Genomic DNA, 25,622 nt, shown 5'->3' on the forward strand with positions numbered 1-25,622 from the left:
CGCACTGAAACCTAGCGCCAGCGTGTGCAGAGGATCAACGACCCAAGACGCGAGTTTCCAGCAAAGATCAATTTGTGCCAGCGCGCGCCCACAACGACACGGCATCCAGATCGTCAAACTCTCCGCGAAGTTCGCGCCCGGGAGCCAAGTATGGCAGACCTGTAGTGGGAATCCGGCCAAGCCAGACTACGACCGCTCCGATCGGTATAGACGCCCATCGCACGGCCTTGCCACAGAGCGCGATCCAAAAAACTAAAGATCAATGGCGCGCTCACGAAACTAAAGTGGCGTTCCGCAGCAGATGCCGCATGTTCAGCGCCATGCCACCCCCATAGAAAACTCCCCTCTTGAAACCGATTCAATTGCCCTTATCATTAGCACTCGAAGGAGTTGAGTGCTAACAGCGCCGATTCCTTGGCTGTTTCGAAGCACCCCGATGTCCGGGGCTGCTTTTTGATTGTGAAACTTGTTGCTAATCAGGAGATGCAATGAACCTTCGTCCTCTGCACGATCGCGTGATCGTCAAGCGTCTGGAAAACGAAACCAAGACCGCCTCGGGCATCGTGATCCCCGACAACGCAGCCGAAAAGCCTGATCAAGGCGAAGTGCTGGCCGTTGGCCCTGGCAAGAAGAACGACAAGGGTGAACTGGGCGCCATGGCCGTCAAGGTCGGCGACCGCGTTCTGTTCGGCAAGTACTCGGGCCAGACCGTCAAGGTCAACGGCGACGAGCTGCTGGTCATGAAGGAAGAAGACCTTTTCGCTGTAGTCGAAAAGTAATTCGCCTCCATCCCCCGCACAAACCAATTACTGAATTCGGAGAAATCTAATCATGGCAGCAAAAGACGTCGTCTTCGGCGGTGAAGCCCGCGCTCGCATGGTCGAGGGTGTGAACATCCTGGCCAACGCAGTCAAAGTGACCCTGGGCCCCAAGGGCCGCAACGTGGTGCTGGAACGCTCGTTCGGCGCCCCCACCGTGACCAAGGACGGTGTGTCCGTGGCCAAGGAAATCGAACTCAAGGACAAGCTGCAAAACATGGGCGCTCAGCTCGTGAAGGAAGTGGCCTCCAAGACCAGCGACAACGCTGGTGACGGCACCACCACCGCCACCGTGCTGGCCCAAGCCATCGTGCGCGAAGGCTCCAAGTACGTGGCCGCCGGCCTGAACCCGATGGACCTGAAGCGCGGTATCGACAAGGCTGTTGCAGCCCTGGTCGCCGAGCTGAAGAAGGCCACCAAGGCCACCACCACCTCCAAGGAAATCGCTCAAGTCGGCTCGATCTCGGCCAACAGCGATGCTTCCATCGGCCAAATCATCGCTGACGCGATGGACAAGGTCGGCAAGGAAGGCGTGATCACCGTGGAAGACGGCAAGTCGCTGAACAACGAACTCGACGTCGTTGAAGGCATGCAGTTTGACCGCGGCTACCTGTCGCCCTACTTCATCAACAACCCGGAAAAGCAAGCCGCTTTGCTGGACAACCCGTTTGTGCTGCTGTTCGACAAGAAGATCAGCAACATCCGCGACCTGCTGCCGACCCTGGAGCAAGTGGCCAAGTCGGGCCGTCCGCTGTTGATCATCGCTGAAGAAGTCGATGGCGAAGCCCTGGCCACCCTGGTGGTCAACACCATCCGTGGCATCCTGAAGGTTGTGGCCGTCAAGGCTCCGGGCTTCGGCGACCGCCGCAAGGCCATGCTGGAAGACATCGCCATCCTGACCGGTGGCAAGGTCATCGCTGAAGAAGTCGGCCTGTCGCTCGAAAAGGTGACCCTGGCTGACCTGGGCCAAGCCAAGCGCATCGAAGTGGGCAAGGAAAACACCACCATCATCGACGGCGCCGGCGCTGCTGCTGACATCGAAGCCCGCGTGAAGCAAATCCGTGTGCAAATCGAAGAAGCCACCAGCGACTACGACCGCGAAAAGCTGCAAGAACGCGTGGCCAAGCTGGCCGGCGGTGTGGCCGTGATCAAGGTTGGCGCTGCCACCGAAGTCGAAATGAAGGAAAAGAAGGCCCGCGTTGAAGACGCCCTGCACGCCACCCGCGCTGCTGTGGAAGAAGGCATCGTGGCCGGTGGTGGCGTGGCTCTGCTGCGCGCCAAGCAAGCTGCTGGCGAGATCAAGGGCGACAACGCCGATCAAGACGCTGGTATCAAGCTGATCCTGAAGGCCATCGAAGCCCCGCTGCGCGAAATCGTCTACAACGCCGGTGGCGAACCGAGCGTGGTGGTCAATGCCGTGCTGAATGGCTCGGGCAACTACGGCTTCAACGCCGCCAACGACACCTATGGCGACATGATCGAAATGGGTATCCTGGACCCGACCAAGGTGACCCGCACCGCGCTGCAAAACGCTGCCTCCGTGGCTTCGCTGCTGCTGACGACCGAAGCCATGGTCGCCGAAGCACCGAAGGACGAGTCCGCTGCTCCTTCCATGCCCGGCGGCATGGGTGGCATGGGCGACATGGGCATGTAATGCCTGCCTGAGCCTCACGCTCAACGATGAAAAGGGCCGCAGTGATGCGGCCCTTTTTTCATGGGCGCTCCGAAGGGGGGGGCGCGTTGGTGGCCGCCCCCAGGCGGCCGCCACTCAGCGTTTCAGAAGCGCGGCCGGAATTGGCGCAACAGGCCCGCGGTGGACGGGTCCAGCCCGCGCACATCGCCCGAGGCCAGACGCGGCTGGATGTCCTGGGCCAATTGCTTGCCCAACTCCACGCCCCACTGGTCAAAGCTGTTGATGCCCCAGATGGAGCCACTGACAAACACGCGGTGCTCGTACAGCGCAATCAGCGCGCCCAAGGTCACGGGCTCCATGCGCTCCAGCACAAAGAAGCTGCTGGGGCGGTTGCCCGGAAAGTGGCGGTGGCCGCCCGCGTCGCTGCGGCCTTGCAGCAATGCCTGGGCCTGGGCCAAGGCATTGGCCACCAACTGTGCGTGGTGGCCCGGCATGTCATGCGCGGGCTCACGCACGGCGATGAACTCGACCGGGACGATGTCCGTACCCTGGTGGATCATCTGGAAGAAGGCGTGCTGCCCGTTGGTGCCGGGCTCCCCCCAGACCACGGGCGAGGTGCTGTAGCCCAGCGTGTGGCCCTGCGCGTCCACGCGCTTGCCGTTGCTTTCCATCTCCAGCTGCTGCAGGTAGGCCGGCAGGCGCCGCAGACCGTGGTGGTAAGGCGCCACACTGCGGCTGCTGAAGCCGTGGAAGTTGCGGTACCAGACGTCCAGCAGGCCCAGGCGCACCGGCAGGTTTTGCGCCAGCGGCGCGCTGACAAAGTGCTGGTCCATGGCGTGAGCGCCGGCCAGCAGGGCGCGGAAGCCCTCTTCGCCAATGGCGATCGCCAAGGGCAGGCCAATGGCCGACCACATCGAGTAGCGCCCGCCCACCCAGTCCCGGAAGCCAAAGGTGGTGCGAATGCCAAAGGCCTGGGCGGCCTCCAGGTTGGTGGTGAGGGCGGCAAAGTGCCGGCCGAGGTCGGCGTCGGGCCCCGCCTGGTCCAGAAACCATTGGCGCGCGCTGTGCGCGTTGGTCATGGTCTCGCGGGTGGTGAAGGTCTTGGAGGCCACCAGGAACAGCGTGCTGTTGGGGCGGATCTGCTCCAGCACCTCGCCCAGTTCGTCGCCGTCCACGTTGGACACAAAGTGGAAGCGCTTGCCAGTGATGGCATAGGCCTGCAAGGCCACCACCGCCATCTGCGGCCCCAGGTCCGAGCCTCCAATGCCGATGTTGACGATGTCGGTGATTTGTTCATCGGCGCGCACCGCCTCGGCAAACGCCAGCATGGCGCGCAGCGTGGCGTTGACCTCGGGCATGGCCGCATCGGCCACGGCACCGCGAAACACCGGCGCGGCCACTTCGCCAGGCGTGGCGGGCACCGACTGGTTGCGCAGCAAGTAGTGCATCACGGCGCGGTGTTCGGTGCTGTTGATGCAGCCGCCCGCGAACATGGCGTCGCGGTGTTCGGCCAGGCCGCATTGCTCGGCCAGTTGCAGCAACAAGGCCTCGGCCTGGGTGTCGATGCGGTTCTTGGATAGGTCAGCAAACACATGGGGGGCTTGCTGGCTGAACTGCGTGAAACGGTCCGGGTTGTGCTCGAAATCAGCGCGCACATCGAAGTGGCGACCCACTTGCTCGTAGTGCGCCTGCAAAGCGGTCCAGGCGGGGGTTTCATCGCAGCGAAGGCGCTGGGTCATACGGTCCTTGCAATATTCGGATCGGAAATGGAAGCCGCGACCCCAAGTCGCGGCCCAAGAGGCTCACAGGCCCCGGCAGGCGTTCAAAGGGCCTGCATCAGCTTTTCAAGCTTGAGCGCATCAGCAGCAAAAGCGCGGATGCCCTCGGCCAGCTTCTCTGTGGCCATGGCGTCCTCGTTGAGGGCGTAGCGGAAGCCCGCCTCGTCGTAGCTGACGGGTTGCAGGTCCAAGCGCTGCGCGGCCTCCGCACTCAGCGCCGGGGTCAAGGGCGCGTCGCTGGCGGCGAGCTGTGCCAGCAGCTCTGGAGCGATGGTGAGCAGGTCGCAGCCGGCCAGGGCGATGATCTGGCCCACGTTGCGGAAGCTGGCCCCCATCACCTCGGTGGCAATGCCAAAGCGCTTGTAGTGCTGGTAAATCTGCGTCACCGATTGCACGCCGGGGTCGTTCACGCCGCTGCGCGCGGCCTCGTCCCAAGCGGCACCGGCGTTCTTTTTGTACCAGTCGTAGATGCGGCCCACAAAGGGCGAGATGAGCTGCACCTTGGCCTGGCCACAAGCCACGGCCTGGGCGAAAGAGAACAACAAGGTCAGGTTGGTGTGGATGCCTTGGCGCTCCAGCTCTGCGGCGGCTTGGATGCCCTCCCAGGTGGCGGCGATCTTGATCAGCACGCGCTCGGTGGGCAGGCCTTCAGCTTGGTACAGCGCGATCAGGCGCTGAGCGCGGGCCACGGTGGCGGCGGTGTCAAAGCTCAGGCGGGCGTCCACCTCAGTCGAGACACGGCCCGGGATCAGCGACAGGATTTCGCGGCCAAACGCAACCAGCAAGCGGTCCATGACCTCGTCGAGCGGGCGGTCGCGGAACTGCTGCACGGTCTGCGCCAGCAGGGGCTGGTACTCGGGCTTTTGAACGGCCTTGAGAATCAGCGAGGGGTTGGTGGTGGCGTCTTGCGGACGGAATGCGCCCAGTTGCTTGAAGTCGCCGGTGTCAGCCACCACGGTGGTGTACTGCCGGAGTGCGTCGAGTTGGTTCATGCGGTCTCGAAAAAAAGTTTGGTTCATGCCCACGCGGGCCAGATGGTAACTTGATTACCAACAAATCTCCATGAAACAAGGTCGAAAACGACCTTCAATGCAGATTTTTTTGAAAAATCAAGAAACCAAGTTACATTACCCAGCCATGCAAAGCACCTCTGACATTGTGAAGCCTGCGGGCTTCGACCTCATCTTGTTCGGCGGCACAGGCGACCTGGCCTGGCGCAAGCTGATGCCCGCCCTGTTTCAGGCCTTCAGACACGGCACTTTGCCAGAGGGTGGCCGCATCATAGGCGTGGCGCGTGACGCCTTGACCGATGAGCAGTACCGGACTTTGATCGAGTCGCGTTTTCGCGACGTGGATGGCCCCAAACAACCCAGCCCCACCGAGTTCGCCCGCTTTGCCGCCATGCTGCACTACGTGCGCATGGACCTGTCCAAACCCGAGGACTACCAAGCACTGGCGCAGACCCTGGCGCAACGCCAAGCCGCCACCGTGGTGATGTACGTGGCCACGGCGCCTGGCTTGTTCACCACCGTGGTCGAGCAGCTCGCCGCCGCTGGCCTGAACACGCCGCGCACCCGCGTGGTGCTGGAGAAGCCCCTGGGCCACGATCTGGCCTCCAACCGCGCCATCAACGCCGCCGTGGGCCGGGCTTTTGGCGAGCGCCAAATCTTCCGCATCGACCACTACCTGGGCAAGCCCGCCGTGCAGAACCTGTTTGCACTGCGCTTTGGCAACGCCTTGTTCGAACCGCTGTGGCGCCGCGAGACGATTGCCAACATCCAGATCACCATCGCCGAAGACCTGGGGGTGGAAAAGCGCGGCCAGTTCTACGACAGCACCGGCGCGTTGCGCGACATGGTGCAAAACCACGCACTGCAGCTGCTGTGCGCCATCGCCATGGAGCCGCCCATCAACGCCCATGCCGACGCCATCCGCGACGAAAAACTCAAGGTACTGCGCTCGCTCAAGGCCTGGACGCCCGAGACCCTGGCCCAGCATGTCGTGCGCGGCCAGTACAGTGCAGGCAACCGCAGCGGCAAAGCCGTGCCAGGCTACCTGCAGGAAGCCGGCGTGCCCGCCGGCAGCGACACCGAAACCTACGTCGCCCTGCGCACCGAGATCGAAAACTGGCGCTGGGCCGGCGTGCCCTTCTACATCCGCACCGGCAAACGCCTGGCCGCGCGCGAGGCCCACATCGTGGTGAACTTCCGCCCCGCGCCCCACCCCATTTTCAAAGCGCCCATTGGGGCGGCCAACAAGCTGGTCATCAACCTGCAGCCGCGCGACGGCCTGGAGTTGCACCTGCTGGCCGAGGGCCAGGCGCAGCGCGTCCCGGCAGCCAGCGGCTCCAACGTCACCCAGACCCTGGCGCCAGTGCAACTGGACCTGGACTTCGACAAGCGCTTCGGCAGCGAACGCGTCGGCGCTTACGAGCGACTGCTGCTCGACGTGATCGACGGCCGCCTCAACCTGTTCGTGCGCAGCGACGAGCAAGAAGAAGCATGGCAGTGGGTGCAGCCCATCCTGGAGCACTGGCAATCGGGCCAGATGCCGCCGCGCCCCTACGCCGCAGGCACCTGGGGGCCGAGCGCAGCCAGCGCCATGATTGCGCGCGACGGACACTGCTGGTCCGAAGAAGCGTGATGCAAGCCCCCTGCACCGACCTTGCCCCAACCCGCCCACCTCGCCCCTCGAAAGCCCGCCATGCTTGACCGCATCAAAGCCTCCATGTCCTCGCTGGCCCCGGCCGAACAGCGTGTGGCCCAACTGGTGTTGAGCGACCCACGGGCCTTCGCCAACCTGCCGGTCAGCGAGCTGTCCTACCGAGCCCACGTCAGCAAGCCCACGGTGGTGCGCTTTTGCCGCAGCATGGGCTATGACGGCCTGTCGGACTTCAAGCTCAAGCTGGCCGGCAGCGTGAGCGAGGGCGTGCCCTTCATCCACCGCAGCGTGGACGCGGACGACAAGACCAGTGATGTGCTGGTCAAGGTGATCGACAACACCGTGGCAGCCTTCCTCAAGTACCGCAACGACGCCAGCACCACCGCGCTGGAGCGGGCGGCCGAGGCCATTGCCGGCACCTACCAAACCGGGCGCCGCATCGAGTTCTTTGGTGTGGGCAACTCGGGCATCGTGGCGCAAGACGCGCAGCACAAGTTCTTCCGCCTGGGCATCACCTCGATCGCCTACAGCGACGGCCACATGCAGGTGATGAGCGCCTCGCTGCTGGGCCCGGGCGACTGCGTGGTGATCATCTCCAACTCAGGCCGCACGCGCGACCTGATGGACGCTGCCGACATCGCGCGTAAAAACGGCGCCACCACCATCGTCATCACCGCCAGTGGCTCGCCCCTGGCTTCAGCCGGCCACATCCACCTGGCTGCCGATCACCCCGAAGGCTATGACCGCTACAGCCCCATGGTGTCGCGCCTGCTGCACCTGATGATCATTGACGTGGTGGCCACCTGCGTGGCGCTGCGCATTGGCAGCCCGCTGCAGCCGCTGCTCAAAGAGATGAAAAACAACCTGCGCAACAAACGTTATGCGTGAAGTGTGAAGTCCGGACCACTACACTGCGCAGTCTGACAATGTCTTCAGCCCAGTGGAGTTACCGACGTGGTCCAGCCCGATCTTCTTCGCCCCCTTGAAGCCGCCCCTCGCTTTGCCATCCGCACCCGCCAGGGTCTGCTGGCCCTGCTGCTGGGCCTGGGCGGCGCTTTGGGGCTGATCGGCTGCAGCAGCGCCCCCCAAGCGCCCGCGAGCAACCCTCAGGCCCAGTCGAACAGCAACCCCTGGGCACAACGCTCGCAGTCGGAAGGCATCCCCGACACGGCCTGGCAAACACACCGCTTTCCAGGCAAGTCAGAAACCGTGTTCAGCTACCAGCGTCAGGACGGGCGTGACGCCATGTTGGCGCAGGCCGACGCCTCGGCCAGCCTGCTGCGCCAGGTGGTGCGCGTCTCACCAGAACAACTGGGGCGGCTGAGCTTTTCCTGGAAGGTACCGGCCTTGATCAACGAGGCCGACATGACGCGGCGCGACATGGACGACTCGCCCGTGCGCGTGCTGCTGGCCTTTGATGGTGACCGCAGCCGCTTGTCCACGCGCAACGCGATGATGTCCGAGCTGGCCCGTGCCTTGACCGGTGAGGACATGCCTTTTGCCACCGTCATGTATGTCTGGAGCAACAGCCTGCCGCCAGAGACCGTGCTGCCCAGCCCACGCACCGACCGCGTCCGCAAGATCGTGCTGGAGTCCGGCCCCAGCCAACTGGGCCAATGGCTGAGTTACGAACGCGACATCCGAGCCGACTACGAACGCTGCTATGGCGAGCCCCCGGGGGCCCTGATCGGCGTGGCCATCATGACCGACACCGACAACACCCAATCGCAAAGCAAAGCTTGGTACGGGCCGGTGCGGCTGCTGCCAGCCACGGCCAAAACAGCGCCTTGAGCAGCCTGTGACCCTGGCGCGCCAACGCCTGGCGGTCATGGGGTCGATCAACTCATCGCGGGCCGTACCGCGCACCCTCCGGACACAGCCGCCACCGCGGCCATCGCGCCTGCCACGGGCCCCTTTCATTCAGGGAACGCTCCATTTTTTTCTGCGCCAGATCGTGCGCTGGTGAAATACCCCCGCAGGCTATGAGATTCCCTGTATCGGCACAGGAATTGCTCTGCTAGCATCGGTTCGATACTTCTTTTTACATGCCTAGCATCCACACACACTGATGTTCGCTTTTACTTTGCGTCGGCTGGCCCAGGCGGTGCTGGTGATGATCACCGTGGCCTTGATTGCCTTCATGCTGTTCCAGTTCGTGGGTGACCCTGTGGTCTTCTTGCTGGGGCAGGACGCGACCCCTGAACAAATCCGGGAGCTGCGCACTGCGCTGGGGCTAGACCAGTCCTTTGTGGTGCAGTTCTGGCATTTCCTGATCAACGCAGCCCAAGGCGAATTCGGGCTCAGCCTGCGCCAGGGTGCCAAGGTGTCGCGCCTCATTGGTGAACGCTTTCCAGCCACCTTGGAGTTGGCCCTGGTGGCCGCCCTGCTGGCCTTGCTGATCGGCGTGCCCATGGGCGTTTACGCCGCGCTGCGCCGAGGCAGCTTCGGCAGCCAGTTGCTGATGACGGTGTCCTTGCTGGGCGTGTCGCTGCCGACCTTCCTGATCGGCATTTTGCTGATCCTGGGCTTCTCCGTGGGCCTGGGCTGGTTCCCCAGCTTCGGCCGCGGTGAAGTGGTGCAAATCGGCTGGTGGAGCACGGGCCTGCTGCGCCTGGATGGATGGCACCACGTCGTGCTGCCGGCCATCACGCTGGCGATTTTTCAGCTGACCTTGATCATGCGCCTGGTGCGCGCCGAGATGCTGGAGGTGCTGCGCACCGACTACATCAAGTTCGCCCGCGCCCGCGGCCTGTCCAACCGCGCCATCCATTTTGGCCACGCGCTCAAAAACACCTTGGTGCCAGTGATCACCATCACCGGGCTGCAACTGGGTTCGCTGATCGCGTTTTCCATCATCACCGAGACCGTGTTCCAGTGGCCGGGCATGGGCTTGCTGTTCATCCAGGCCGTGACCTTTGCCGACATCCCGGTGATGGCCGCTTACCTGTGCCTGATTGCCCTGATTTTTGTGGTCATCAACCTGGTGGTGGACCTGCTTTATTTTGTCGTCGATCCGCGCCTGCGCACCGGCAAGTCGGGAGGCCACTGAGATGTACGGCGACCACAACACCCCCGTGCGCCTGCGCGCCACGGGACGCGCCTTCGAGCACATTGCACGCTTCCACCCCGAGCTGACGGCCTTCCGGCGCGACCTGCACGCCCACCCCGAGCTGGGCTTTGAAGAGGTCTACACCGGGGGGCGGGTGCGCGAAGCGCTCAAGCTCTGCGGGGTCGATGAAATCCACGAAGGCCTGGGCAAGACCGGCCTGGTGGCCGTGATCCATGGTCAGCGTCGCGACAGCGGCCGCCTGATCGGTCTGCGCGCCGACATGGATGCCCTGCCCATGGCCGAGCACAACGACTTTGCCTGGCGCTCCACCAAGAGCGGCCTGATGCACGGTTGCGGCCACGATGGCCACACCGCCATGCTGATTGGCGCGGCCCGCTACCTGGCAGAAACCCGGCGCTTCAACGGCACGGCCGTGTTGATCTTCCAGCCCGGCGAGGAAGGTTATGCAGGCGCCAAGGCCATGATTGACGATGGCCTGTTTGAGCGCTTCCCGGTGCAATCGGTGTTTGGCATGCACAACTGGCCGGGCATGGCTCCCGGCATGATCGGTATCAACCCCGGCCCCATGATGGCGGCAGCCGACCGCATCACCATCGAGATCACCGGCCGCGGCGGCCACGGGGCCCACGCTTACCAGACCATTGACCCGGTGGTGGTGTCGGCGCACATCATCACGGCGGTGCAGAGCATCGTGTCGCGCAATGTGCGCGGCATCGACAGTGCCGTCATCAGCATCTGTGCCATGCAGGCCGGCGATCTGGGCGCCATGAGCGTGGTGCCCGGCTCGGCCACCCTGGTTGGCACGGTGCGCACCTTCAACCCCGAGGTTCAGGACCTGGTGGAACGCCGCCTCAATGAACTCTGCAGCGCGATTGCGCTGGGCTTTGGCGCCACCGCCAAGGTCAACTACGAGCGCATCTACCCCGCCACCATCAACACCCTGGCCGAAGCCCGCTTTGCCGGCGATGTGGCCCAGCACCTGGTGGGCAAGGACCATGTGGTGCGTGACCTGGAGCCCAGCATGGGCGCCGAAGACTTCTCCTTCATGCTGCAGGTCAAGCCTGGCGCCTACCTGCGCATCGGACAAGGCACGCAGCACAGCAGCGCCTACCTGCACAACAACCGCTACGACTTCAATGACGACATCCTGCCCTTGGGCTCGGCCTTGCACGCCGGCCTGATCGAGCAGGGTCTGCCCCTAGAACCCCGCCAAGCCGACTGAAGCCTCAGTCTTTGTCTATCTCCGAGGAGCTTCCCATGAAATTCAACCTGCAAGTTCTGTCTCTGGCTGCCGCACTGGCACTGGGCGCCACGGGCGTCGGCGCACAGACGGTCACCATCCGCGTAGCCAACCAGGGCGATGCTTTGTCCATGGACCCGCACTCGCTCAATGAGTCGCTGCAGCTCAGCGTGACCGGCAACGTCTACGAACCCCTGGTGGGCCGCAACAAGGACCTGAGCCTGGCGCCGATGCTGGCCACGGCCTGGAAGCAAACCTCGCCCACCGTGTGGCGCTTTGAGCTGCGCAAGGGCGTTCAATTCCACGACGGCACCCCCTTCACCGCCGATGACGTGGTGTTCTCCTTTGCCCGCACGCAAGTCGACGGCTCTGACATGAAGAGCTACACCAACGACTTCAAGGAAGTCCGCAAGATCAATGACCACACGGTCGAGATCGAAACCAAGACCCCCTTCCCCATCCTGCCCGACGTGGTCTCGCTGGTCTTCATGATGAGCAAGAAGTGGTGCGAAACCAACCAGGCCACGGGCCCGGTGGACCGCCGCAAGGGCATTGAAAACGCAGCCTCCTTCCGCGCCAACGGCACCGGCCCGTGGCGCCTGCGCGAGCGCCAGCCCAATGTGCGCACGGCCTTCACGCGCAACGGCAACTACTGGGGCAAGAACGAGAGCAATGCCACCGACATCATCTACACGCCGATCGGCAACGACGCCACCCGCGTGGCCGCCCTGCTGTCGGGTGAGATCGACGTGATGGAACCCGTGCCGGTGCAAGACATCGAGCGCGTGAACAGCAACGCCAACACCCGCGCCATCACCGGCCCCGAACTGCGCACCATCTTCCTGGGCATGGACCAAAAGCGTGACGAGCTGCTTTACTCCAGCGTCAAGGGCAAGAACCCCTTCAAAGACAAGCGCGTGCGCCAAGCCTTCTACCAAGCCATCGACATCGAAGGCATCAAGAAGACCGTGATGCGCGGCGCCTCCAACCCTTCGGCCCTGCTGGTGGGCCCCGGCATCAATGGCTTCCAGGCCGACGCCAAGCGCCTGCCTTATGACGTGGAAGCCGCCAAGAAGCTGATGGCCGATGCAGGCTATGCCAGCGGTTTCGAAGTGGCCATGAACTGCCCCAACGACCGCTACGTGAACGACGCCCGCATCTGCCAGGCCGTGGCGGCCAACCTGGCCCGCATCAACGTCAAGATCAACCTGCAGGCCGAAACCAAGGGCACGTACTTCCCCAAGATCCTGCGCCGCGACACGGGCTTCTACATGCTGGGCTGGACCCCGTCGACCTATGACGCCCACAACGCCCTGAATGCGCTGATGGCCTGCGTGGACGACAAGGGGGCGGGCCAGTTCAACCTGGGCTCGTACTGCAACCCCAAGGTGGACGAGCTGACCAAGAAGATTCAGGCCGAGACCGACAAGACCAAGCGCAACGCCATGATCCGCGAAGCCTTTGAAGTCCACGCAGCCGACGTCGGCCACATCCCGCTGCACCAGCAAGCCCTGGCCTGGGGCGTGAGCAAGAAGGTCCAGTTGGTGCAACTGGCCGACAACTCCATGCCCTTCAAGTGGATGAGCATCAGCAAGTAACCGGCTGACGCCCATGCCCTCCGCCGGGCCTGACCCCAGGCCCGGCACTTCTCTTTTGTGACCCATGAAAAATCCACTGGCCCGCTGGCTTGACAGCGACGTCGGCTACAGCTTCCGGACCTCTCCGGTGGCCATGCTGGCGGCCTTGATCGCCTTTGTCTGCATCTTCTGCGCCGCGTTTGCGGGCTGGGTAGCGCCACATAATCCATTCGACCTGAGCGCGCTCGAGCTCAGTGACGCGCGACTGCCGCCGGCCTGGTCTGAGCTGGGCTCGACCAAGTACCTGCTCGGTACGGACGACCAGGGCCGCGACATCCTGTCGGCGGTCATGTACGGCGCGCGCATCTCCCTGGTGGTGGGCCTGGCTTCCGTGTTGTTGTCGGTGCTGGTCGGGGTCACGCTGGGCTTGATTTCGGGCTTTCGTGGCGGCTGGATCGACGCCGTGCTGATGCGCCTGTGCGATGTGATGCTGTCCTTTCCTCCCATCTTGATCGCCCTGCTGATTGCCGGCGTGGGCCGGGCGTTGTTCCCCAACGCACACGAGTCGCTGGCCTTCGGCGTGCTGATCATCTCCATCTCGCTGACCGGTTGGGTCCAGTACGCACGCACGGTGCGCGGCTCTACCTTGGTCGAGCGCAACAAGGAATACGTGCAGGCCGCCCGGGTGACCGGGGTCTCGTCGTGGCGCATCATGGTGCGCCATGTGCTGCCCAATGTGCTGGGCCCGGTGCTGGTGTTGGCCACCATCCAGGTGGCCACGGCCATCATCACGGAAGCCACGCTGTCCTTCCTGGGTGTGGGCGCTCCGCCCACCTCGCCCTCGCTGGGCACCCTGATCCGCGTCGGCAACGACTACCTGTTCTCGGGCGAATGGTGGATCACGGTCTTCCCAGGGTTGATGCTGGTGCTGATCGCCCTCAGCGTGAACCTGTTGGGCGACTGGCTGCGCGATGCCCTGAACCCGCGCCTGCGTTAAGAACAGCTTGGTGACATGGAATGAGTCTTTTAGAAGTCAAAAACCTGGTGGTCGAGTTTCCCGGCCGCCGCGGCACCTTGCGTGCCCTCGACGGCATCTCCTTTCAGATCGCGCCCGGAGAGATCCTGGGCGTGGTGGGTGAGTCCGGCGCGGGCAAGTCGCTCACCGGCGCGTCCATCATTGGCCTGCTGGAACCGCCCGGGCGCATCGCCTCGGGCGAGATCGTGCTGCAAGGCCAACGCATTGACCACCTCAATTTTGAGCAGATGCGCAGCATCCGTGGGCGGCGCATCGGCGCCATCTTCCAAGACCCACTGACCTCGCTGAACCCGCTCTACACCGTGGGCCACCAACTGGTGGAGACCATCCAGGCCCACCTGCCCCTGAGCCACGCCGATGCCCGTGCCCGCGCGATCGATTTGCTCAAGGACACGGGCATCCCAGCGGCAGAGCAGCGCATTGACCACTACCCGCACCAGTTCAGCGGCGGCATGCGCCAACGTGTAGTGATCGCCCTGGCCTTGGCCGCCCAACCGCAGCTGATCGTGGCCGACGAACCCACCACCGCCTTGGATGTGTCCATCCAGGCCCAGATCATCACCTTGCTCAAGAACATCTGTCACGAGCGCGGTGCCGCCGTGATGCTGATCACCCACGACATGGGCGTGATCGCCGAAACCTGCGACCGTGTGGCCGTGATGTACGCCGGCCGTATCGTGGAAATGGGCCCGGTGCACGAGGTGATCAACCACCCCAACCACCCCTACACCGCAGGCTTGATGGCCTCGATCCCGGACATGGCGCTGGACCGCGAACGGCTCAACCAAATCGATGGGGCCATGCCCCGGCTGAACGCCATCCCCACAGGCTGCGCCTTCAACCCACGCTGCCCCCAAGCGCACGACCGCTGCCGCCGCGACCGCCCCGAACTCATGAGCACAGGACAAACCCTGTCCGCCTGCTGGCTGCACGACGGCCAGCCCCGCCCCGAAGCCGCCACCGCATGAGCACCCCCATGACGCCCCAAGACGCCCCCCTCGTCCAGGCCCACGACCTGGCCAAGACCTTTGACGTCTCCGCCCCCTGGCTCAACCGCGTGCTGGAAGGTAAACCGCGCCAGTCCCTGAACGCGGTCGATGGTGTGAGCTTTGACATCCGCAAAGGCCGCACCCTGGCCCTGGTGGGCGAATCGGGCTGTGGCAAGAGCACCGTGGCCCGTCTCTTGGTCGGCCTTTACGAACCCACCCGCGGCCACCTGACCTTTGACGGCCAGGACGCCCATGCCGAGTTCAAGAAGCCCGAAGGCCGTGCCCTGCGCCGCCGCATCCAGATGATCTTTCAGGACCCCTATGCGAGCCTGAACCCGCGCTGGATTGTGGAAGACATCATTGGCGAGCCCCTGCGCGAGCACGGCCTCATCACCGACAAGGCGGAGCTGCGCGAACGCGTGGGTGCCCTGCTGAAGTCCGTGGGCCTGAGCCCGCTGGACATGCCTAAATACCCGCACCAGTTCTCGGGTGGGCAGCGTCAGCGCATCTCGATTGCGCGCGCCCTGGCCACTGAACCTGAATTCCTGGTCTGTGACGAGCCCACCTCGGCGCTGGACGTCAGCGTCCAGGCTCAGGTGCTCAACATCATGAAAGATCTGCAGCGCGAGCGCGGTCTGACCTACCTGTTCATCTCACACAACCTGGCCGTCGTGCGCCACGTCAGTGACGAGGTCGGCGTGATGTACCTGGGTCGCTTGGTGGAACGTGCCGACAAACACACCCTGTTTGCCGCACCCAAGCACCCGTACACGCGCATGCTGCTGGACGCCATCCCCGAGATGCGCCAGACAGGGCGTGCACGCACCCCCGTGCAAGGCGAGGTACCCAACCCGTTGAACCCACCCGGCGGCTGCACTTTCCATCCCCGTTGCCCACACGCCAACGAGCGCTGCAAAACCGAACGTCCTGCACTCAATGCGGTCAGCGAAGGCCAGTGGGTGGCCTGCCACGCGGTCCAAGAACAGCGGATCTGAGCTGCTCGCTCTGGCTGGGGGCCGCCATGCCCTCTGGAGCCCCACCGTCCCGTCCCACGCCAAGCTGGCGCGTTCGGTCCGAACGCCTGACCGACACCCCTCCAAAATGAAAACAGCCTCCCTGAAGGAGGCTGTTGCGGGGTGGGTGCGTCTGCATGAATCCACTGTGGGCTCATCTTAGGCCACGGGCGCTGGGCCGAGTGCACATGGAGTGTGTCCAACACCTCCCAACCTGACGATGCCAGGCCCCAATGACAAAAGCCGCCAAGCTCGAAAGCTTGGCGGCTTTTTCTCTTACTGATCAAACACTCGCCAGAGGCGAGTCTTGATTAGAAGGAGGTGCGCAGGCCGACGCTGAAGCCGGTCGACGACTTGTTGGCGTTGGCAGCGCCGGTCACAGCCGACAGCGAACCCGAGCTGAACGAACCAGCGGTCACAGCAGCGCCACCGGAGTTGCCCACGCGAGCGAAGGTACCGTAAGCAGCAGTGCGCTTGCTCAGGTTGTAGGTGTAGCCGAAGGACCACTTGTCAGCCTTGGCCGAGTCCAGCTTAACTTGGCTGTATTGAGCCAAGATGTTGCCAGCGCCGACGGGAGCGTTAGCACCCAGCGACCAGCCCTTGATGGACTTGTTGTTGCCATTGGTCACAACGTTAGCCAGCTTTTGGTTGGTGATGGTACCCATGACCTTGGCGACGCCGAAGTCGTACGAACCGCCGAAGTTCACGTCGGTGAAGTCACCAGCGGCAACAGCCGAACCACCGCCCAGGGGCGAGAAGTCAACGGTGCGAGCAGCGTAGTTGGTCTTGCCGTAAGCGACAGCGACGTCGATCGGGCCTTGAGCGTAACCAGCGCGCAGACCGATGTAACGGCCGTTGTCGGAGGTGTCAACAGTGCCAACCTTTTCGTTGCTGGCGCGGTTGCCGAAAGCGTAGGTACCTTGACCGTAGAAACCACCCAGCTTGCCCGGCAGGAAGTAGCCGATGCTGTTGGAAGCGCGAACGAAGGTAGCGGCCGAGCTGTTGCCGGTGTAGTTGGCCAGGGTGGCGCCAACGCTGTTAGCACCGAACGGGTCGAACACAGCGGTGTTCCAGAACGACGGCACGTAGTCACGGCCGATACGCAGTTCACCGAAGTTGCCCGACAGGCTCAGGGTGGAACGACGGTTAAAGGTCAGGCCGCCGGCGGCAACGGTGCCGACGCCAGCTTGGTTGTTCGATTGGGTGCCCGACGAGCCGATGCCCGACGAGGGGTTGATAGCGGCTTCGAGCCAGAAGGAAGCGGCCAGACCGCCACCCAGGTCTTCAACGCCCTTGAAGCCAATGCGGCTGGAGCTGTTGGCGGAAGGCGAAATGCCAGAGATGCGACCGGCTTCGGTCTTGACGTTTTCGTAGCCCAGGTCCAGCACGCCGAACAGGGTCACGGAAGATTGAGCCATAGCGGCGCCGGAAGCAGCCAGCACTGCCAGTGCAATCAGGGATTTTTTCATTGCGAGTTTCTCCAAGGTTAAACATAGGGCGCCGGTTCGAAGAATTGCTTGGTGCTGCCACGACTGCAATCCGCCGGTTCCCCGGGCCAACCTCCTTGATGGAAGTTCTCGCTATTGCAACAGACGTCCGGCCTCCGCGCAAAGGAAATAACCCGCAAAGGGACTCAAGACGGCATTTTCGTTGCACCTGTGCAACAAACTGCCAAACAGGGCTTACTGCTCAAGATCAAAGCCTGGTGGCGGGCAAACCCCTAAACTTAGGGCCCAAACTGTCGATACTCACTGGGATCTCGGTGCACAACGCCTCGATCAACGCCTCATGGAACGCTTCCTGCTCACGGCTGATGCCGCACTGCGCACCCTGTTTGCCAAGCACCACAGCAGCTCACCCCACCCGGTGCAGGCTGAGCACGGCAGTCCTCAGACTCCGGCAGACAAGGCCTTGTCTGCCGCACTGATGCGCGTCAACCATGTGGGTGAAGTGTGTGCCCAGGCGCTTTACACCGCCCAAGCGGCCAGCACGCGCAATCCAGCGCTGAAAGCTCATTTCGAGCAAGCTGCCCGCGAGGAAACCGACCACTTGGCCTGGACCCGTGAGCGCTTGGACGAACTGGGCGACCGCGTCAGCCTGCTCAACCCACTCTGGTATGCCGGTGCCTTCACCTTGGGCCTGGTGGCGGGGCGCATCAGCGATGCAGTGAGCCTGGGTTTTGTGGTGGAAACCGAAAAGCAGGTGGCCGCTCACCTGCAAAGCCACCTGGACCGACTGCCTGCCTCGGATGAGGCCTCACGCGCCATCGTGGCGCAGATGAAGGTCGACGAAGAGCGCCACGCCCAGGAGGCTCAGGCCGCGGGCGCGGCGGAGCTGCCCGCGCCCGCCAAGGCCTTGATGCGGATGGCCGCCAAGGTCATGACCCGGACCGCGCACTACATCTGAGCCCAGTCGGGGCACCGCGCTCAGGGCCCGCGCCTGGGCTGCAATGGGTTCAGGCCTCGATCAGATCAAAACCCGTGGTGATTTCGGCGGTCTTGCCCAGCATGATGCTGGCCGAGCAGTACTTGTCGTGGCTCATGGCAATGGCCCGCTCCACGGCCGAAGGCGGAATGCCCTTGCCCGTGACAGTGAACTGCATGTGGATCTTGGTGAACACCTTCGGGTCGGTGTCCGCACGCTCGCTGCTGAGCTTGACCGTGCACCCACGCACATCGTGGCGACCGCGCTTGAGGATCAGCACCACGTCATAGGCGGTGCAGCCCCCGGTGCCGGCCAACACCGTCTCCATGGGGCGGGGGGCCAGGTTTTGGCCACCGTTCTCAGGCTTGGCGGCATCGGGGGCGCCGTCCATCATCAAGACATGGCCGCTGCCGGTTTCAGCCACAAAGCCCATGCCCGAGCGCGTACCGCTCGCACCCGTCCAACTCACCGTGCATTCCATTGATTCACCTCATTAAAAACGCTTATGCAGCATAAAAACAACTTCTACCCAGTAATTCATCGCAATTTAGAACGAATTCCTTGTTGCATTGCAGCAAATTATGAATACACTTCCTACATCGCGTAACGAACTCTGTTTTTTACGCACCCATTGTCTCCTCCACCTCCTCCTTTGGTGGATTTAGCCCCGAGTCTCACGACTCGGGGCTTTTTTCTTGTGGCCTATGATGGCGGGTCTGACCGGGCCGCTCGCCACTGCACAGCGGCCAAGCACGGGGCCCGGCGCGATCCTATTTCCCTTGCGCCCATGACCGCCAAAGCACTCAAACCGGCTGACTACCTCAAAAAAATCCTGACTGCCCGCGTCTACGACGTGGCCGTCGAGTCCGCGCTGGAGCCCGCGCGCAACCTGAGCCGCCGCCTGCACAACAAGGTGCTGCTCAAGCGCGAAGACCAGCAACCGGTGTTCAGCTTCAAGCTGCGGGGCGCCTACAACAAGATGGCCCACCTGACGCCGGAGCAACTCAAGCGCGGCGTGATCTGCGCCTCGGCCGGCAACCACGCCCAAGGCGTGGCCATGAGCGCCCACAAGCTGGGCAGCCGGGCCGTGATTGTGATGCCCACCACCACGCCCCAACTCAAGGTCGATGCTGTCCGGGGTCTGGGCGGCGAAGTGGTCCTGCACGGCGACAGCTACTCCGACGCCTATGACCACTCGGTCAAGCTTGAAAAAGAGCAGGGCCTGACCTTTGTCCACCCCTTTGACGACCCCGATGTGATCGCCGGCCAAGGCACGATCGCCATGGAAATCCTGCGCCAATTGCAAGGCCTGGGCTCCAACCGGCTGGACGCGGTGTTTGTGGCCATTGGGGGCGGCGGCCTGATTTCAGGCGTGGCCAATTACATCAAGGCCGTGCGCCCCGAGATCAAGGTGATCGGCGTTCAGATGAACGACTCCGACGCCATGATGCAATCGGTGGCCGCCAAGAAGCGCGTCACCCTGGCCGACGTGGGCCTGTTCTCGGACGGCACCGCCGTCAAGCTGGTGGGTGAAGAAACCTACCGCGTGGCCAAGAACCTGGTGGACGACTTCATCACCGTCGACACCGACGCGGTCTGCGCCGCCATCAAAGACGTGTTTGTGGACACCCGCAGCATCGTCGAGCCCGCCGGCGCCCTGGCAGTGGCCGCCATCAAGCAGTACGTGGCCACGCACAAGACCAAGGGCGAAACCTACGCCGCCATCCTGTGCGGCGCCAACATGAACTTCGACCGCCTGCGCTTCGTGGCCGAGCGTGCCGAGGTGGGCGAGGAACGCGAAGCCTTGTTCGCCGTCACCATCCCCGAGGAGCGCGGCAGCTTCCGCCGCTTCTGCGAGACGGTCGGCGACTTGCCGGGCGGCCCGCGCAACGTGACCGAGTTCAACTACCGAATCAGCGACTCTGCCAAGGCCCACGTCTTTGTAGGCCTGACCACCATGGGCCGAGGCGAGTCGGAAAAAATCGCCAAGAACTTCAAACGCCGCGGCTTCCAGACCCTGGACCTGACCCACGACGAATTGGCCAAGGAACACATCCGCCACATGGTCGGCGGTCACTCGACCCTGGCCCAGGACGAGCGCTTGCTGCGCTTTGTCTTCCCTGAGCGCCCCGGCGCGCTGCTCAAGTTCCTGAGCCTGCTGCAACCCAACTGGAACATCAGCCTGTTCCACTACCGCAACCAGGGGGCCGACTACGGCCGCATCCTGGTTGGCCTGCAGGTGCCCGCGGCCGAGCACAAGGCCTTTGACCAGTTCCTGGCCCAACTGGGTTACCCCTGCATCGAAGAGACGCAGAACCCGGTCTACCGCATGTTCCTGCAGCAATGATGGCCGGGGCTGCGGCCCCTGCCCCCGCCCGCCACCCCATGAACTTTGTGCGCCACGTCCTGCTGGCCGTCCAGTTTTTCACCCGCATCCCCATCACCGGGCGGCTGGCGGATTGGGTCGGCTACAGCCCAGCCATGTTGCGCGCCAGCGCCGCGCACTTTCCGGCCATTGGCTGGCTGGCGGGCGGCTTGGCAGCAGGGGTCTTCTGGGCCTTGAGCCAGGCCCTGGGGCCCTCACCTTGGAGCGCCGCGGTCGCCGCGGTCGCCTGCACCGTGGCCACGGTCATGATGACCGGTGGCTTTCATGAGGACGGCCTGGCCGATGTGGCCGACGGCCTGGGCGGCAGCTACGACCGGGAACGCGCGCTGGACATCATGAAGGACTCGCGCGTCGGCGCCTTTGGCGCCATGGCCTTGCAACTGGGCTTGCTCAGCAAGGTCGCCGTGCTGTCCTGGCTGGGCCAGGCCAGCCTCGCACTGGTGGTGTCGGCTCTGCTGCTGGGCCATGTGCTGTCGCGCCTGTGGCCACTGTGGCTGGTGCGCACCTTGCCGCATGTGGGTGACACCGCGCGATCCAAAAGCAAGCCGCTGGCCGATCAAATTTCAGGCCCGGCCTTGGGCGCGGCCGTGCTCTGGTGCCTCCCGCCGCTGCTCCTGCTGGGCTGGCAACTGGGCCCCAGTCTGGTGGGCGCCGGGGTGCTGGCCGGCGCGCTGGCCCTGGTCTACATGGGGCGCCTGTTCCGGCGCCGCCTGCAAGGCTTCACAGGTGACTGCCTGGGCGCCACCCAGCAGGTCTGCGAGATCGCCACCTACCTGGGCCTGGCCATCGCCTGGGCCCAGCAAAGCGCGGCATGAGCGCCCTGTGGCTGGTGCGCCACCCGCGCGCCCTGGTGGCGCCTGGCGTCTGCTACGGCCGACTGGACGTGGCCGCCGACCCCGAGCACCAACGCCAGGTGCGCGATCAGTTGGCCGAGCAGTTGCCTTGGGGCGCCGCGCTGCATCACTCGCCTCGGCAAAGATGCGCAAAGTTGGCCCAGGCTTTGCGTGAAGTCCGGCCTGATTTGCAAAGTGCCAGCCCCGCGGGCGGTGACCCCGATCTGGCCGAAATGGACTTTGGCTCCTGGGAAGGCCAAACCTGGGACGCCCTGGGCGAAGCGGCCCTGAGCGCATGGACTGCGCAGTTTGCCGACCACGCACCGGGGGGTGGCGAAACCGTCAACCAAGTGATGCAGCGAGTGGAACGGGCCCTGCAACGCACCCGGGTCCAGACCCCTGAGGGCCAGGCTGCGGTGTGGATCACGCATGCCGGGGTGATCCGCGCCGTGCAGCTGCTGCGACAAGGCGTGCGCCACGTCGAACGGGCCACTCAGTGGCCCACCCAGGGACCGGCTTGCGGAGAATGGCAGTGCTGCGAGGGGCCCTGAAGAGCGCCTGAACCAGACTCAGGGCTTGGGAGCCGGCAGGTCCAGCGTCAGGCTGGGCGGGGCCTCGCGTGAGGGGCCCAGCACCGCCCGGCGCTGCTCCACGGACAACAAGGTGACCCCGTCTTCGAGCTGCGCGCCCACCCGGTACGGCCGGGCCGGCTTGCCATCGATGGCAATCAGGGCGGCGCCCCACCGGTGCCCATCGGCCACCACCCCCACCAGGCTGAAGCGCCCAGCCAGGGCAGCGCCCCCGGCCACAGCCGGCGCCTGGCCGTTGGGCGCGCCCAAAAAACGCGCCAGCAAGGCCGGGTCCGCCGCGACGGCAGCCTGGCCCGCCACCTCCACCGCGGGAGGCACCGCAGGCTGGCTCAAACGAAGGCCCCAAAACACCGCCGACCCCGCCGCCAGCGCCCAGACTGTAAAGGACGTGCCACGAATGGCCCAACGACGGGCCGGGGACGGGAGCGAAGATGTCATCATGCGCGGATTATGATTCAAGCGAATCTCTCTTTGATGTCTGCAAGCCCCCTGCCTATGACCCGCTCCACTTCCTCTTTGCGCCGCCGCCTGCAAGCCGGCTTCACCCTCATCGAACTGATGGTGGTGCTGGTCATCATCGGCGTGCTGGCCGCCCTGATCGTGCCCAACGTGCTGGACCGTGCCGACGACGCGCGCAGCACCGCTGCACGCACCGACGTGAACAACCTCATGCAGGCGCTCAAGCTGTACCGACTGGACAACCAGCGCTACCCCAGCGCCGAGCAAGGCCTGCGCGCCCTGGTGGCCCGTCCCACCACCACCCCGGTGCCACCGAACTGGAAGCCCTACCTGGAGAAGCTGCCCAACGACCCCTGGGGCCGTCCCTACCAGTACCTCAACCCGGGTGTGAAGGGTGAAATCGACGTCATGTCCTTCGGCGCCGACGGTCAGTCAGGCGGTGAAGGCAAAGACGCCGACGTGGGCAGCTGGCAGTGAGCACGCGCCCAGACCGCGCTGCCCGCCCCGCCCTCAGGCCATGAACACCACCCCGCCCCGGGCCGCTCGCGCCGGGGGCTTCACCCTGATCGAACTGCTCATCGTCATCAGCATCATGGCCCTGGCCACGGCAGGCGTCAGCTTTGCGCTGCGCGACAACCAACAGGTCCAGCTGGAGCGTGAAGCCCAGCGCCTGGCCGCCTTGCTGGAGACGGCACGCGCCCGCTCGCGCGCCAGCGGCGTGGCCGTGCAGTGGTCCCTGACCGAGCAAGGCTTTCAATTCACCGGCCTGCCCAAAGACAGCCTGCCCAGCCAATGGCTGAGTCCTGGCACCACGATCACCCGCAGCGACCTGTTGCTCACCCTGGGCCCCGAGCCCGTGATCGGCCCGCAGCAAGTCACCCTGGTACGGCCCGACGCGCCGGGGCGTCAGCTGCGCATCGCCACCGACGGCTTGCGCCCCTTCGGCGTGCAGGCCGACGCCCCATGAGACCGCACCGCCCACTTTGGCGCCCGGCCGAAGGCTTCACCCTGATCGAGGTGCTGGTCGCGTTGAGCATCGTCGCCATCGCCCTGATGGCCGGGGTGCAGGCCAGCTCGGCCCTGACGCGCAACGCCAGCCGCCAAGCCGACACCTTGCTCGCCCATGTGTGCGCCGAAAACGAACTGGTCAAGGTGCGCCTGTCGCGCCAAATGCCGTCGGTGGGCGACAGCACCCAGGCCTGCGAACAGGCCGGTCGGGTGCTGCAAGTCAGCGTGGCGGTGCGCCCCACGCCCAACCCCAGCTTTCGTCGCGTTGACGCCCAGGCGCTGGACGAGCAAGGGCGCCCCATCGTGAAACTCTCCACCGTGGTGGGGCGCTGGTGACATGACTCGCGCCCACCACGCACCGCGCCCCCGTCCGAGGGGCTTCACCCTGGTCGAGCTGCTGATCGCCCTGTCGGTCATGGCCATCATGGCCTTGCTGAGCTGGCAAGGCCTGGACGGCATGATGCGCACCCAGCGCCAGACCGAGCAGTACGGCCAGGAGATCCTGACCCTTCAAGCCGGGCTGGGCCAATGGCAGGCCGATCTGGAGGCCCTGGTGGAACTGCCCCAGGTCAGTGCGCTGGACTGGGACGGCCGGGTCCTGCGCATGACGCGGCGCGGGCCTGCCAGCGCCCCCGAAACCACCCTGGTGGTGGGCTGGACCCTGCGCAACCCAGGCGCCCAAGGCCAATGGCTGCGCTGGCAGTCCCCGCCCTTGAGCCGGCGCAGCGAATGGGAGCAGGCCTGGCAGCAAGCTGCCCTGTGGGGGCAAAACCCCGACGAGGCTGCGCGCCAGCGCGAGGTGCTGATCGCCCCCGCCACCGAGTGGCAGATTTTTTATTACCGCCAAGACGCCTGGACCAATCCGCTGTCCAGCGATGCCAGCGCCACCGGCAGCGGCAGCCCGGCACCCGGCACGCCCGCCAGCGGTGGGGCTCCATCGGGTGACACCCGCAACGGCCTGCTGCCCCAAGGCGTGCGCCTGGTGTTGACCCTGGCGCCCGGCCAGGCCTTGAGCGGCCGACTGCAACGCGACTGGGCCCGCCCCACCTTGGGCGGGGGCAAGTCATGAGTTGGCTGATCCCCTTGGCGCAGCGCCGAAACGCCCCCAGGCCCACAGCGCTGCCGCAACGCGGCGCGGCCTTGCTGACCGCCATGCTCACCGTCACCCTGGTGGCCACCCTGGCGGCGGGGGCGCTGTGGCAGCAATGGCGCGCCGTTGAAGTGGAAAGCGCAGAGCGCGCTCGGGTGCAGTCGCACTGGATCCTCACCGGGGCGCTGGACTGGTCGCGCCTGATCCTGCGCGAAGACGCCATTGCCGGCGGCCCCGACAGCCTGTCTGAGCCCTGGGCCATCCCGCTGCAAGAGGCACGCCTGTCCAGCTTTCTGGCCGCCGACTCGAACAACAACGCCAGCGACGACAACGACGCGCTGGAGGCCTTTTTGTCCGGCAGCATCACCGACCAGCAAGGTCGCCTGAACATCAGCAACCTGATCGACAACCAGGCCTTGCAGCCCAACGCCCACCGCGCTTTCGCCAAACTGTTCGACCTGCTGAGCCTGCCCGCAAGCCAACTCAGCACGCTGGAGCAAAACCTGCTGCAAGCCAAAAAGGCTGGCGACAGCCAAGCCCTGCTGCCCGCGCAGCGCCTGGACCAGTTGCTGAACTTCGGCCTCAGCGCCAGCACCTTGTCCCAGTTGCGCCCCTTCATCACCTTGCTGCCCGAGAGGACCCCGGTCAACCTCAACACCGCGCCAGCCGAGGTGCTCTACGCCAGCATCCGCAGCCTGGACATGGCCAGCGCCCAGCGCCTGGTCAGTCTGCGCGCGCGCAGCCACTTCAAAAGTCTCAGCGATGTGGGCCAGCAACTGGGCGAACTCGCCGCGCAAGTCAACGAGAGCGAGCACAGCGTGACCAGCCGTTATTTCGAGGTGCTGGGGCGCTTGCGCCTGGGCGACAACCGCATGGAAGAGCGCTCCCTGGTGGTGCGCAACAACTCGGAAGTGCAGACGCTTTGGCGCGAACGCGGCCAGTTCCAACGCGGCCCCGGCAACAGCAATCCGCCGTGAACCCGCCGCCTCACCAAGCCCTGGTGGCCACCCCCATCAA

General features: G+C 64.7%; 25 protein-coding genes. 20 read left to right on the forward strand and 5 right to left on the reverse strand.

What is annotated here, in order from left to right; translation table 11 throughout:
• Positions 1-488: 488 nt before the first annotated feature.
• Positions 489-779 (forward strand): co-chaperone GroES, encoded by a 291-nt coding sequence (locus PSQ39_RS01970; RefSeq protein ID WP_273924909.1) that lies wholly within the window; start codon positions 489-491, stop codon positions 777-779.
• A 52-nt stretch (positions 780-831) separates the two neighbouring features.
• Entirely contained in the window at positions 832-2,472 is a 1,641-nt protein-coding gene (gene groL, locus PSQ39_RS01975) for a chaperonin GroEL (RefSeq protein ID WP_273924910.1), read from the forward strand.
• Between the two features lie 122 nt (positions 2,473-2,594).
• On the opposite strand, the gene pgi is transcribed toward groL, so the two are convergent.
• On the reverse strand, positions 2,595-4,190 hold the full coding sequence (gene pgi, locus PSQ39_RS01980; protein ID WP_273924911.1) for a glucose-6-phosphate isomerase: 1,596 nt from the start codon (positions 4,188-4,190) through the stop codon (positions 2,595-2,597).
• 83 nt (positions 4,191-4,273) lie between these two features.
• Positions 4,274-5,221 carry a transaldolase gene (gene tal, locus PSQ39_RS01985; protein ID WP_273924912.1) on the reverse strand — a complete coding sequence of 316 codons (948 nt, stop codon included), beginning with the start codon at positions 5,219-5,221 and terminating at the stop codon, positions 4,274-4,276.
• 145 nt (positions 5,222-5,366) lie between these two features.
• On the opposite strand from tal, the gene zwf reads away from it, so the two are divergent.
• From zwf to PSQ39_RS02030, 9 genes are all read left to right on the forward strand, one after another.
• Entirely contained in the window at positions 5,367-6,872 is a 1,506-nt protein-coding gene (gene zwf, locus PSQ39_RS01990) for a glucose-6-phosphate dehydrogenase (RefSeq protein ID WP_273924913.1), read from the forward strand.
• Between the two features lie 60 nt (positions 6,873-6,932).
• Positions 6,933-7,778 (forward strand): MurR/RpiR family transcriptional regulator, encoded by an 846-nt coding sequence (locus PSQ39_RS01995; protein WP_273924915.1) that lies wholly within the window; start codon positions 6,933-6,935, stop codon positions 7,776-7,778.
• 66 nt (positions 7,779-7,844) lie between these two features.
• The gene (locus PSQ39_RS02000) at positions 7,845-8,681 is read left to right on the forward strand and encodes a DUF3047 domain-containing protein (protein ID WP_273924916.1); all 837 of its coding nucleotides are present in this window, start codon (positions 7,845-7,847) and stop codon (positions 8,679-8,681) included.
• Between the two features lie 277 nt (positions 8,682-8,958).
• A complete protein-coding gene (locus PSQ39_RS02005) occupies positions 8,959-9,939 on the forward strand; it encodes an ABC transporter permease (protein ID WP_273924917.1) in 981 nt (326 codons plus the stop codon).
• A 1-nt stretch (position 9,940) separates the two neighbouring features.
• Positions 9,941-11,182 (forward strand): M20 aminoacylase family protein, encoded by a 1,242-nt coding sequence (locus PSQ39_RS02010; protein ID WP_273924918.1) that lies wholly within the window; start codon positions 9,941-9,943, stop codon positions 11,180-11,182.
• Positions 11,183-11,217: 35 nt separating this feature from the next.
• Entirely contained in the window at positions 11,218-12,798 is a 1,581-nt protein-coding gene (locus tag PSQ39_RS02015) for an ABC transporter substrate-binding protein (RefSeq protein ID WP_273924919.1), read from the forward strand.
• A 64-nt stretch (positions 12,799-12,862) separates the two neighbouring features.
• Positions 12,863-13,774: an ABC transporter permease gene (locus tag PSQ39_RS02020; RefSeq protein WP_273924920.1), complete on the forward strand. Its 912-nt coding sequence runs from the start codon at positions 12,863-12,865 to the stop codon at positions 13,772-13,774.
• 20 nt (positions 13,775-13,794) lie between these two features.
• Positions 13,795-14,781 (forward strand): ABC transporter ATP-binding protein, encoded by a 987-nt coding sequence (locus PSQ39_RS02025; protein WP_273924922.1) that lies wholly within the window; start codon positions 13,795-13,797, stop codon positions 14,779-14,781.
• Complete coding sequence (locus PSQ39_RS02030; RefSeq protein WP_273924923.1) at positions 14,778-15,797, forward strand: ABC transporter ATP-binding protein; 1,020 nt, start codon at positions 14,778-14,780, stop codon at positions 15,795-15,797. The genes PSQ39_RS02025 and PSQ39_RS02030 overlap by 4 nt, the downstream gene beginning before the upstream one ends.
• 329 nt (positions 15,798-16,126) lie before the next feature.
• On the opposite strand, the gene PSQ39_RS02035 is transcribed toward PSQ39_RS02030, so the two are convergent.
• Positions 16,127-17,284 carry a porin gene (locus PSQ39_RS02035; RefSeq protein WP_273924924.1) on the reverse strand — a complete coding sequence of 386 codons (1,158 nt, stop codon included), beginning with the start codon at positions 17,282-17,284 and terminating at the stop codon, positions 16,127-16,129.
• Between the two features lie 319 nt (positions 17,285-17,603).
• Between PSQ39_RS02035 and coq7 the strand changes: the two genes are divergently transcribed.
• On the forward strand, positions 17,604-18,221 hold the full coding sequence (coq7, locus tag PSQ39_RS02040) for a 2-polyprenyl-3-methyl-6-methoxy-1,4-benzoquinone monooxygenase (RefSeq protein ID WP_273924925.1): 618 nt from the start codon (positions 17,604-17,606) through the stop codon (positions 18,219-18,221).
• Positions 18,222-18,270: 49 nt separating this feature from the next.
• Here coq7 and PSQ39_RS02045 read toward each other — a convergent pair whose 3' ends face one another.
• On the reverse strand, positions 18,271-18,720 hold the full coding sequence (locus tag PSQ39_RS02045) for an OsmC family protein (protein WP_273924926.1): 450 nt from the start codon (positions 18,718-18,720) through the stop codon (positions 18,271-18,273).
• A gap of 306 nt (positions 18,721-19,026) precedes the next feature.
• Here PSQ39_RS02045 and ilvA point away from each other — a divergent pair, with 306 nt between their 5' ends.
• From ilvA to PSQ39_RS02060, 3 genes are read left to right on the forward strand one after another with little or no spacing between them, the layout of a single operon-like run.
• A complete protein-coding gene (ilvA, locus tag PSQ39_RS02050; protein WP_273924927.1) occupies positions 19,027-20,586 on the forward strand; it encodes a threonine ammonia-lyase, biosynthetic in 1,560 nt (519 codons plus the stop codon).
• Positions 20,587-20,624: 38 nt separating this feature from the next.
• A complete protein-coding gene (locus PSQ39_RS02055; protein WP_273924928.1) occupies positions 20,625-21,440 on the forward strand; it encodes an adenosylcobinamide-GDP ribazoletransferase in 816 nt (271 codons plus the stop codon).
• The gene (locus PSQ39_RS02060) at positions 21,437-22,009 is read left to right on the forward strand and encodes a histidine phosphatase family protein (protein ID WP_273924929.1); all 573 of its coding nucleotides are present in this window, start codon (positions 21,437-21,439) and stop codon (positions 22,007-22,009) included. Before PSQ39_RS02055 ends, PSQ39_RS02060 begins: the two co-directional genes overlap by 4 nt.
• A gap of 18 nt (positions 22,010-22,027) precedes the next feature.
• Here PSQ39_RS02060 and PSQ39_RS02065 read toward each other — a convergent pair whose 3' ends face one another.
• Entirely contained in the window at positions 22,028-22,381 is a 354-nt protein-coding gene (locus tag PSQ39_RS02065) for a type II secretion system protein N (protein WP_273924930.1), read from the reverse strand.
• A gap of 162 nt (positions 22,382-22,543) precedes the next feature.
• Here PSQ39_RS02065 and gspG point away from each other — a divergent pair, with 162 nt between their 5' ends.
• From gspG to gspK, 5 genes are read left to right on the forward strand one after another with little or no spacing between them, the layout of a single operon-like run.
• Positions 22,544-22,984: a type II secretion system major pseudopilin GspG gene (gspG, locus tag PSQ39_RS02070; RefSeq protein WP_273924931.1), complete on the forward strand. Its 441-nt coding sequence runs from the start codon at positions 22,544-22,546 to the stop codon at positions 22,982-22,984.
• Positions 22,985-23,024: 40 nt separating this feature from the next.
• Positions 23,025-23,474, forward strand: a complete 450-nt coding sequence (locus PSQ39_RS02075) for a prepilin-type N-terminal cleavage/methylation domain-containing protein (protein ID WP_273924932.1) — start codon at positions 23,025-23,027, stop codon at positions 23,472-23,474.
• Entirely contained in the window at positions 23,471-23,851 is a 381-nt protein-coding gene (gene gspI, locus PSQ39_RS02080; protein WP_273924933.1) for a type II secretion system minor pseudopilin GspI, read from the forward strand. Before PSQ39_RS02075 ends, gspI begins: the two co-directional genes overlap by 4 nt.
• Before the next feature lies 1 nt (position 23,852).
• Positions 23,853-24,584 carry a PulJ/GspJ family protein gene (locus PSQ39_RS02085; protein ID WP_273924934.1) on the forward strand — a complete coding sequence of 244 codons (732 nt, stop codon included), beginning with the start codon at positions 23,853-23,855 and terminating at the stop codon, positions 24,582-24,584.
• Positions 24,581-25,582 carry a type II secretion system minor pseudopilin GspK gene (gene gspK / locus PSQ39_RS02090; RefSeq protein ID WP_273924935.1) on the forward strand — a complete coding sequence of 334 codons (1,002 nt, stop codon included), beginning with the start codon at positions 24,581-24,583 and terminating at the stop codon, positions 25,580-25,582. The genes PSQ39_RS02085 and gspK overlap by 4 nt, the downstream gene beginning before the upstream one ends.
• The last annotated feature ends 40 nt before the right edge of the window (positions 25,583-25,622 follow it).

Source organism: Curvibacter microcysteis, from assembly GCF_028649455.1.
Taxonomy (GTDB): Bacteria; Pseudomonadota; Gammaproteobacteria; order Burkholderiales; family Burkholderiaceae_C; genus Curvibacter; species Curvibacter microcysteis.

Bases quoted from the DNA above. Each gene is read 5' to 3' on its own strand.
- PSQ39_RS01970 (WP_273924909.1), top strand. From the start codon at position 489: ATGAACCTTCGTCCTCTGCACGATCGCGTGATCGTCAAGCGTCTGGAA.
- groL (WP_273924910.1), top strand. From the start codon at position 832: ATGGCAGCAAAAGACGTCGTCTTCGGCGGTGAAGCCCGCGCTCGCATG.
- pgi (WP_273924911.1), bottom strand. From the start codon at position 4,190: ATGACCCAGCGCCTTCGCTGCGATGAAACCCCCGCCTGGACCGCTTTG.
- tal (WP_273924912.1), bottom strand. From the start codon at position 5,221: ATGAACCAACTCGACGCACTCCGGCAGTACACCACCGTGGTGGCTGAC.
- zwf (WP_273924913.1), top strand. From the start codon at position 5,367: ATGCAAAGCACCTCTGACATTGTGAAGCCTGCGGGCTTCGACCTCATC.
- PSQ39_RS01995 (WP_273924915.1), top strand. From the start codon at position 6,933: ATGCTTGACCGCATCAAAGCCTCCATGTCCTCGCTGGCCCCGGCCGAA.
- PSQ39_RS02005 (WP_273924917.1), top strand. From the start codon at position 8,959: ATGTTCGCTTTTACTTTGCGTCGGCTGGCCCAGGCGGTGCTGGTGATG.
- PSQ39_RS02010 (WP_273924918.1), top strand. From the start codon at position 9,941: ATGTACGGCGACCACAACACCCCCGTGCGCCTGCGCGCCACGGGACGC.
- PSQ39_RS02015 (WP_273924919.1), top strand. From the start codon at position 11,218: ATGAAATTCAACCTGCAAGTTCTGTCTCTGGCTGCCGCACTGGCACTG.
- PSQ39_RS02020 (WP_273924920.1), top strand. From the start codon at position 12,863: ATGAAAAATCCACTGGCCCGCTGGCTTGACAGCGACGTCGGCTACAGC.
- PSQ39_RS02025 (WP_273924922.1), top strand. From the start codon at position 13,795: ATGAGTCTTTTAGAAGTCAAAAACCTGGTGGTCGAGTTTCCCGGCCGC.
- PSQ39_RS02030 (WP_273924923.1), top strand. From the start codon at position 14,778: ATGAGCACCCCCATGACGCCCCAAGACGCCCCCCTCGTCCAGGCCCAC.
- PSQ39_RS02035 (WP_273924924.1), bottom strand. From the start codon at position 17,284: ATGAAAAAATCCCTGATTGCACTGGCAGTGCTGGCTGCTTCCGGCGCC.
- coq7 (WP_273924925.1), top strand. From the start codon at position 17,604: ATGGAACGCTTCCTGCTCACGGCTGATGCCGCACTGCGCACCCTGTTT.
- PSQ39_RS02045 (WP_273924926.1), bottom strand. From the start codon at position 18,720: ATGGAATGCACGGTGAGTTGGACGGGTGCGAGCGGTACGCGCTCGGGC.
- ilvA (WP_273924927.1), top strand. From the start codon at position 19,027: ATGACCGCCAAAGCACTCAAACCGGCTGACTACCTCAAAAAAATCCTG.
- PSQ39_RS02055 (WP_273924928.1), top strand. From the start codon at position 20,625: ATGAACTTTGTGCGCCACGTCCTGCTGGCCGTCCAGTTTTTCACCCGC.
- PSQ39_RS02060 (WP_273924929.1), top strand. From the start codon at position 21,437: ATGAGCGCCCTGTGGCTGGTGCGCCACCCGCGCGCCCTGGTGGCGCCT.
- gspG (WP_273924931.1), top strand. From the start codon at position 22,544: ATGACCCGCTCCACTTCCTCTTTGCGCCGCCGCCTGCAAGCCGGCTTC.
- PSQ39_RS02075 (WP_273924932.1), top strand. From the start codon at position 23,025: ATGAACACCACCCCGCCCCGGGCCGCTCGCGCCGGGGGCTTCACCCTG.
- gspI (WP_273924933.1), top strand. From the start codon at position 23,471: ATGAGACCGCACCGCCCACTTTGGCGCCCGGCCGAAGGCTTCACCCTG.
- PSQ39_RS02085 (WP_273924934.1), top strand. From the start codon at position 23,853: ATGACTCGCGCCCACCACGCACCGCGCCCCCGTCCGAGGGGCTTCACC.
- gspK (WP_273924935.1), top strand. From the start codon at position 24,581: ATGAGTTGGCTGATCCCCTTGGCGCAGCGCCGAAACGCCCCCAGGCCC.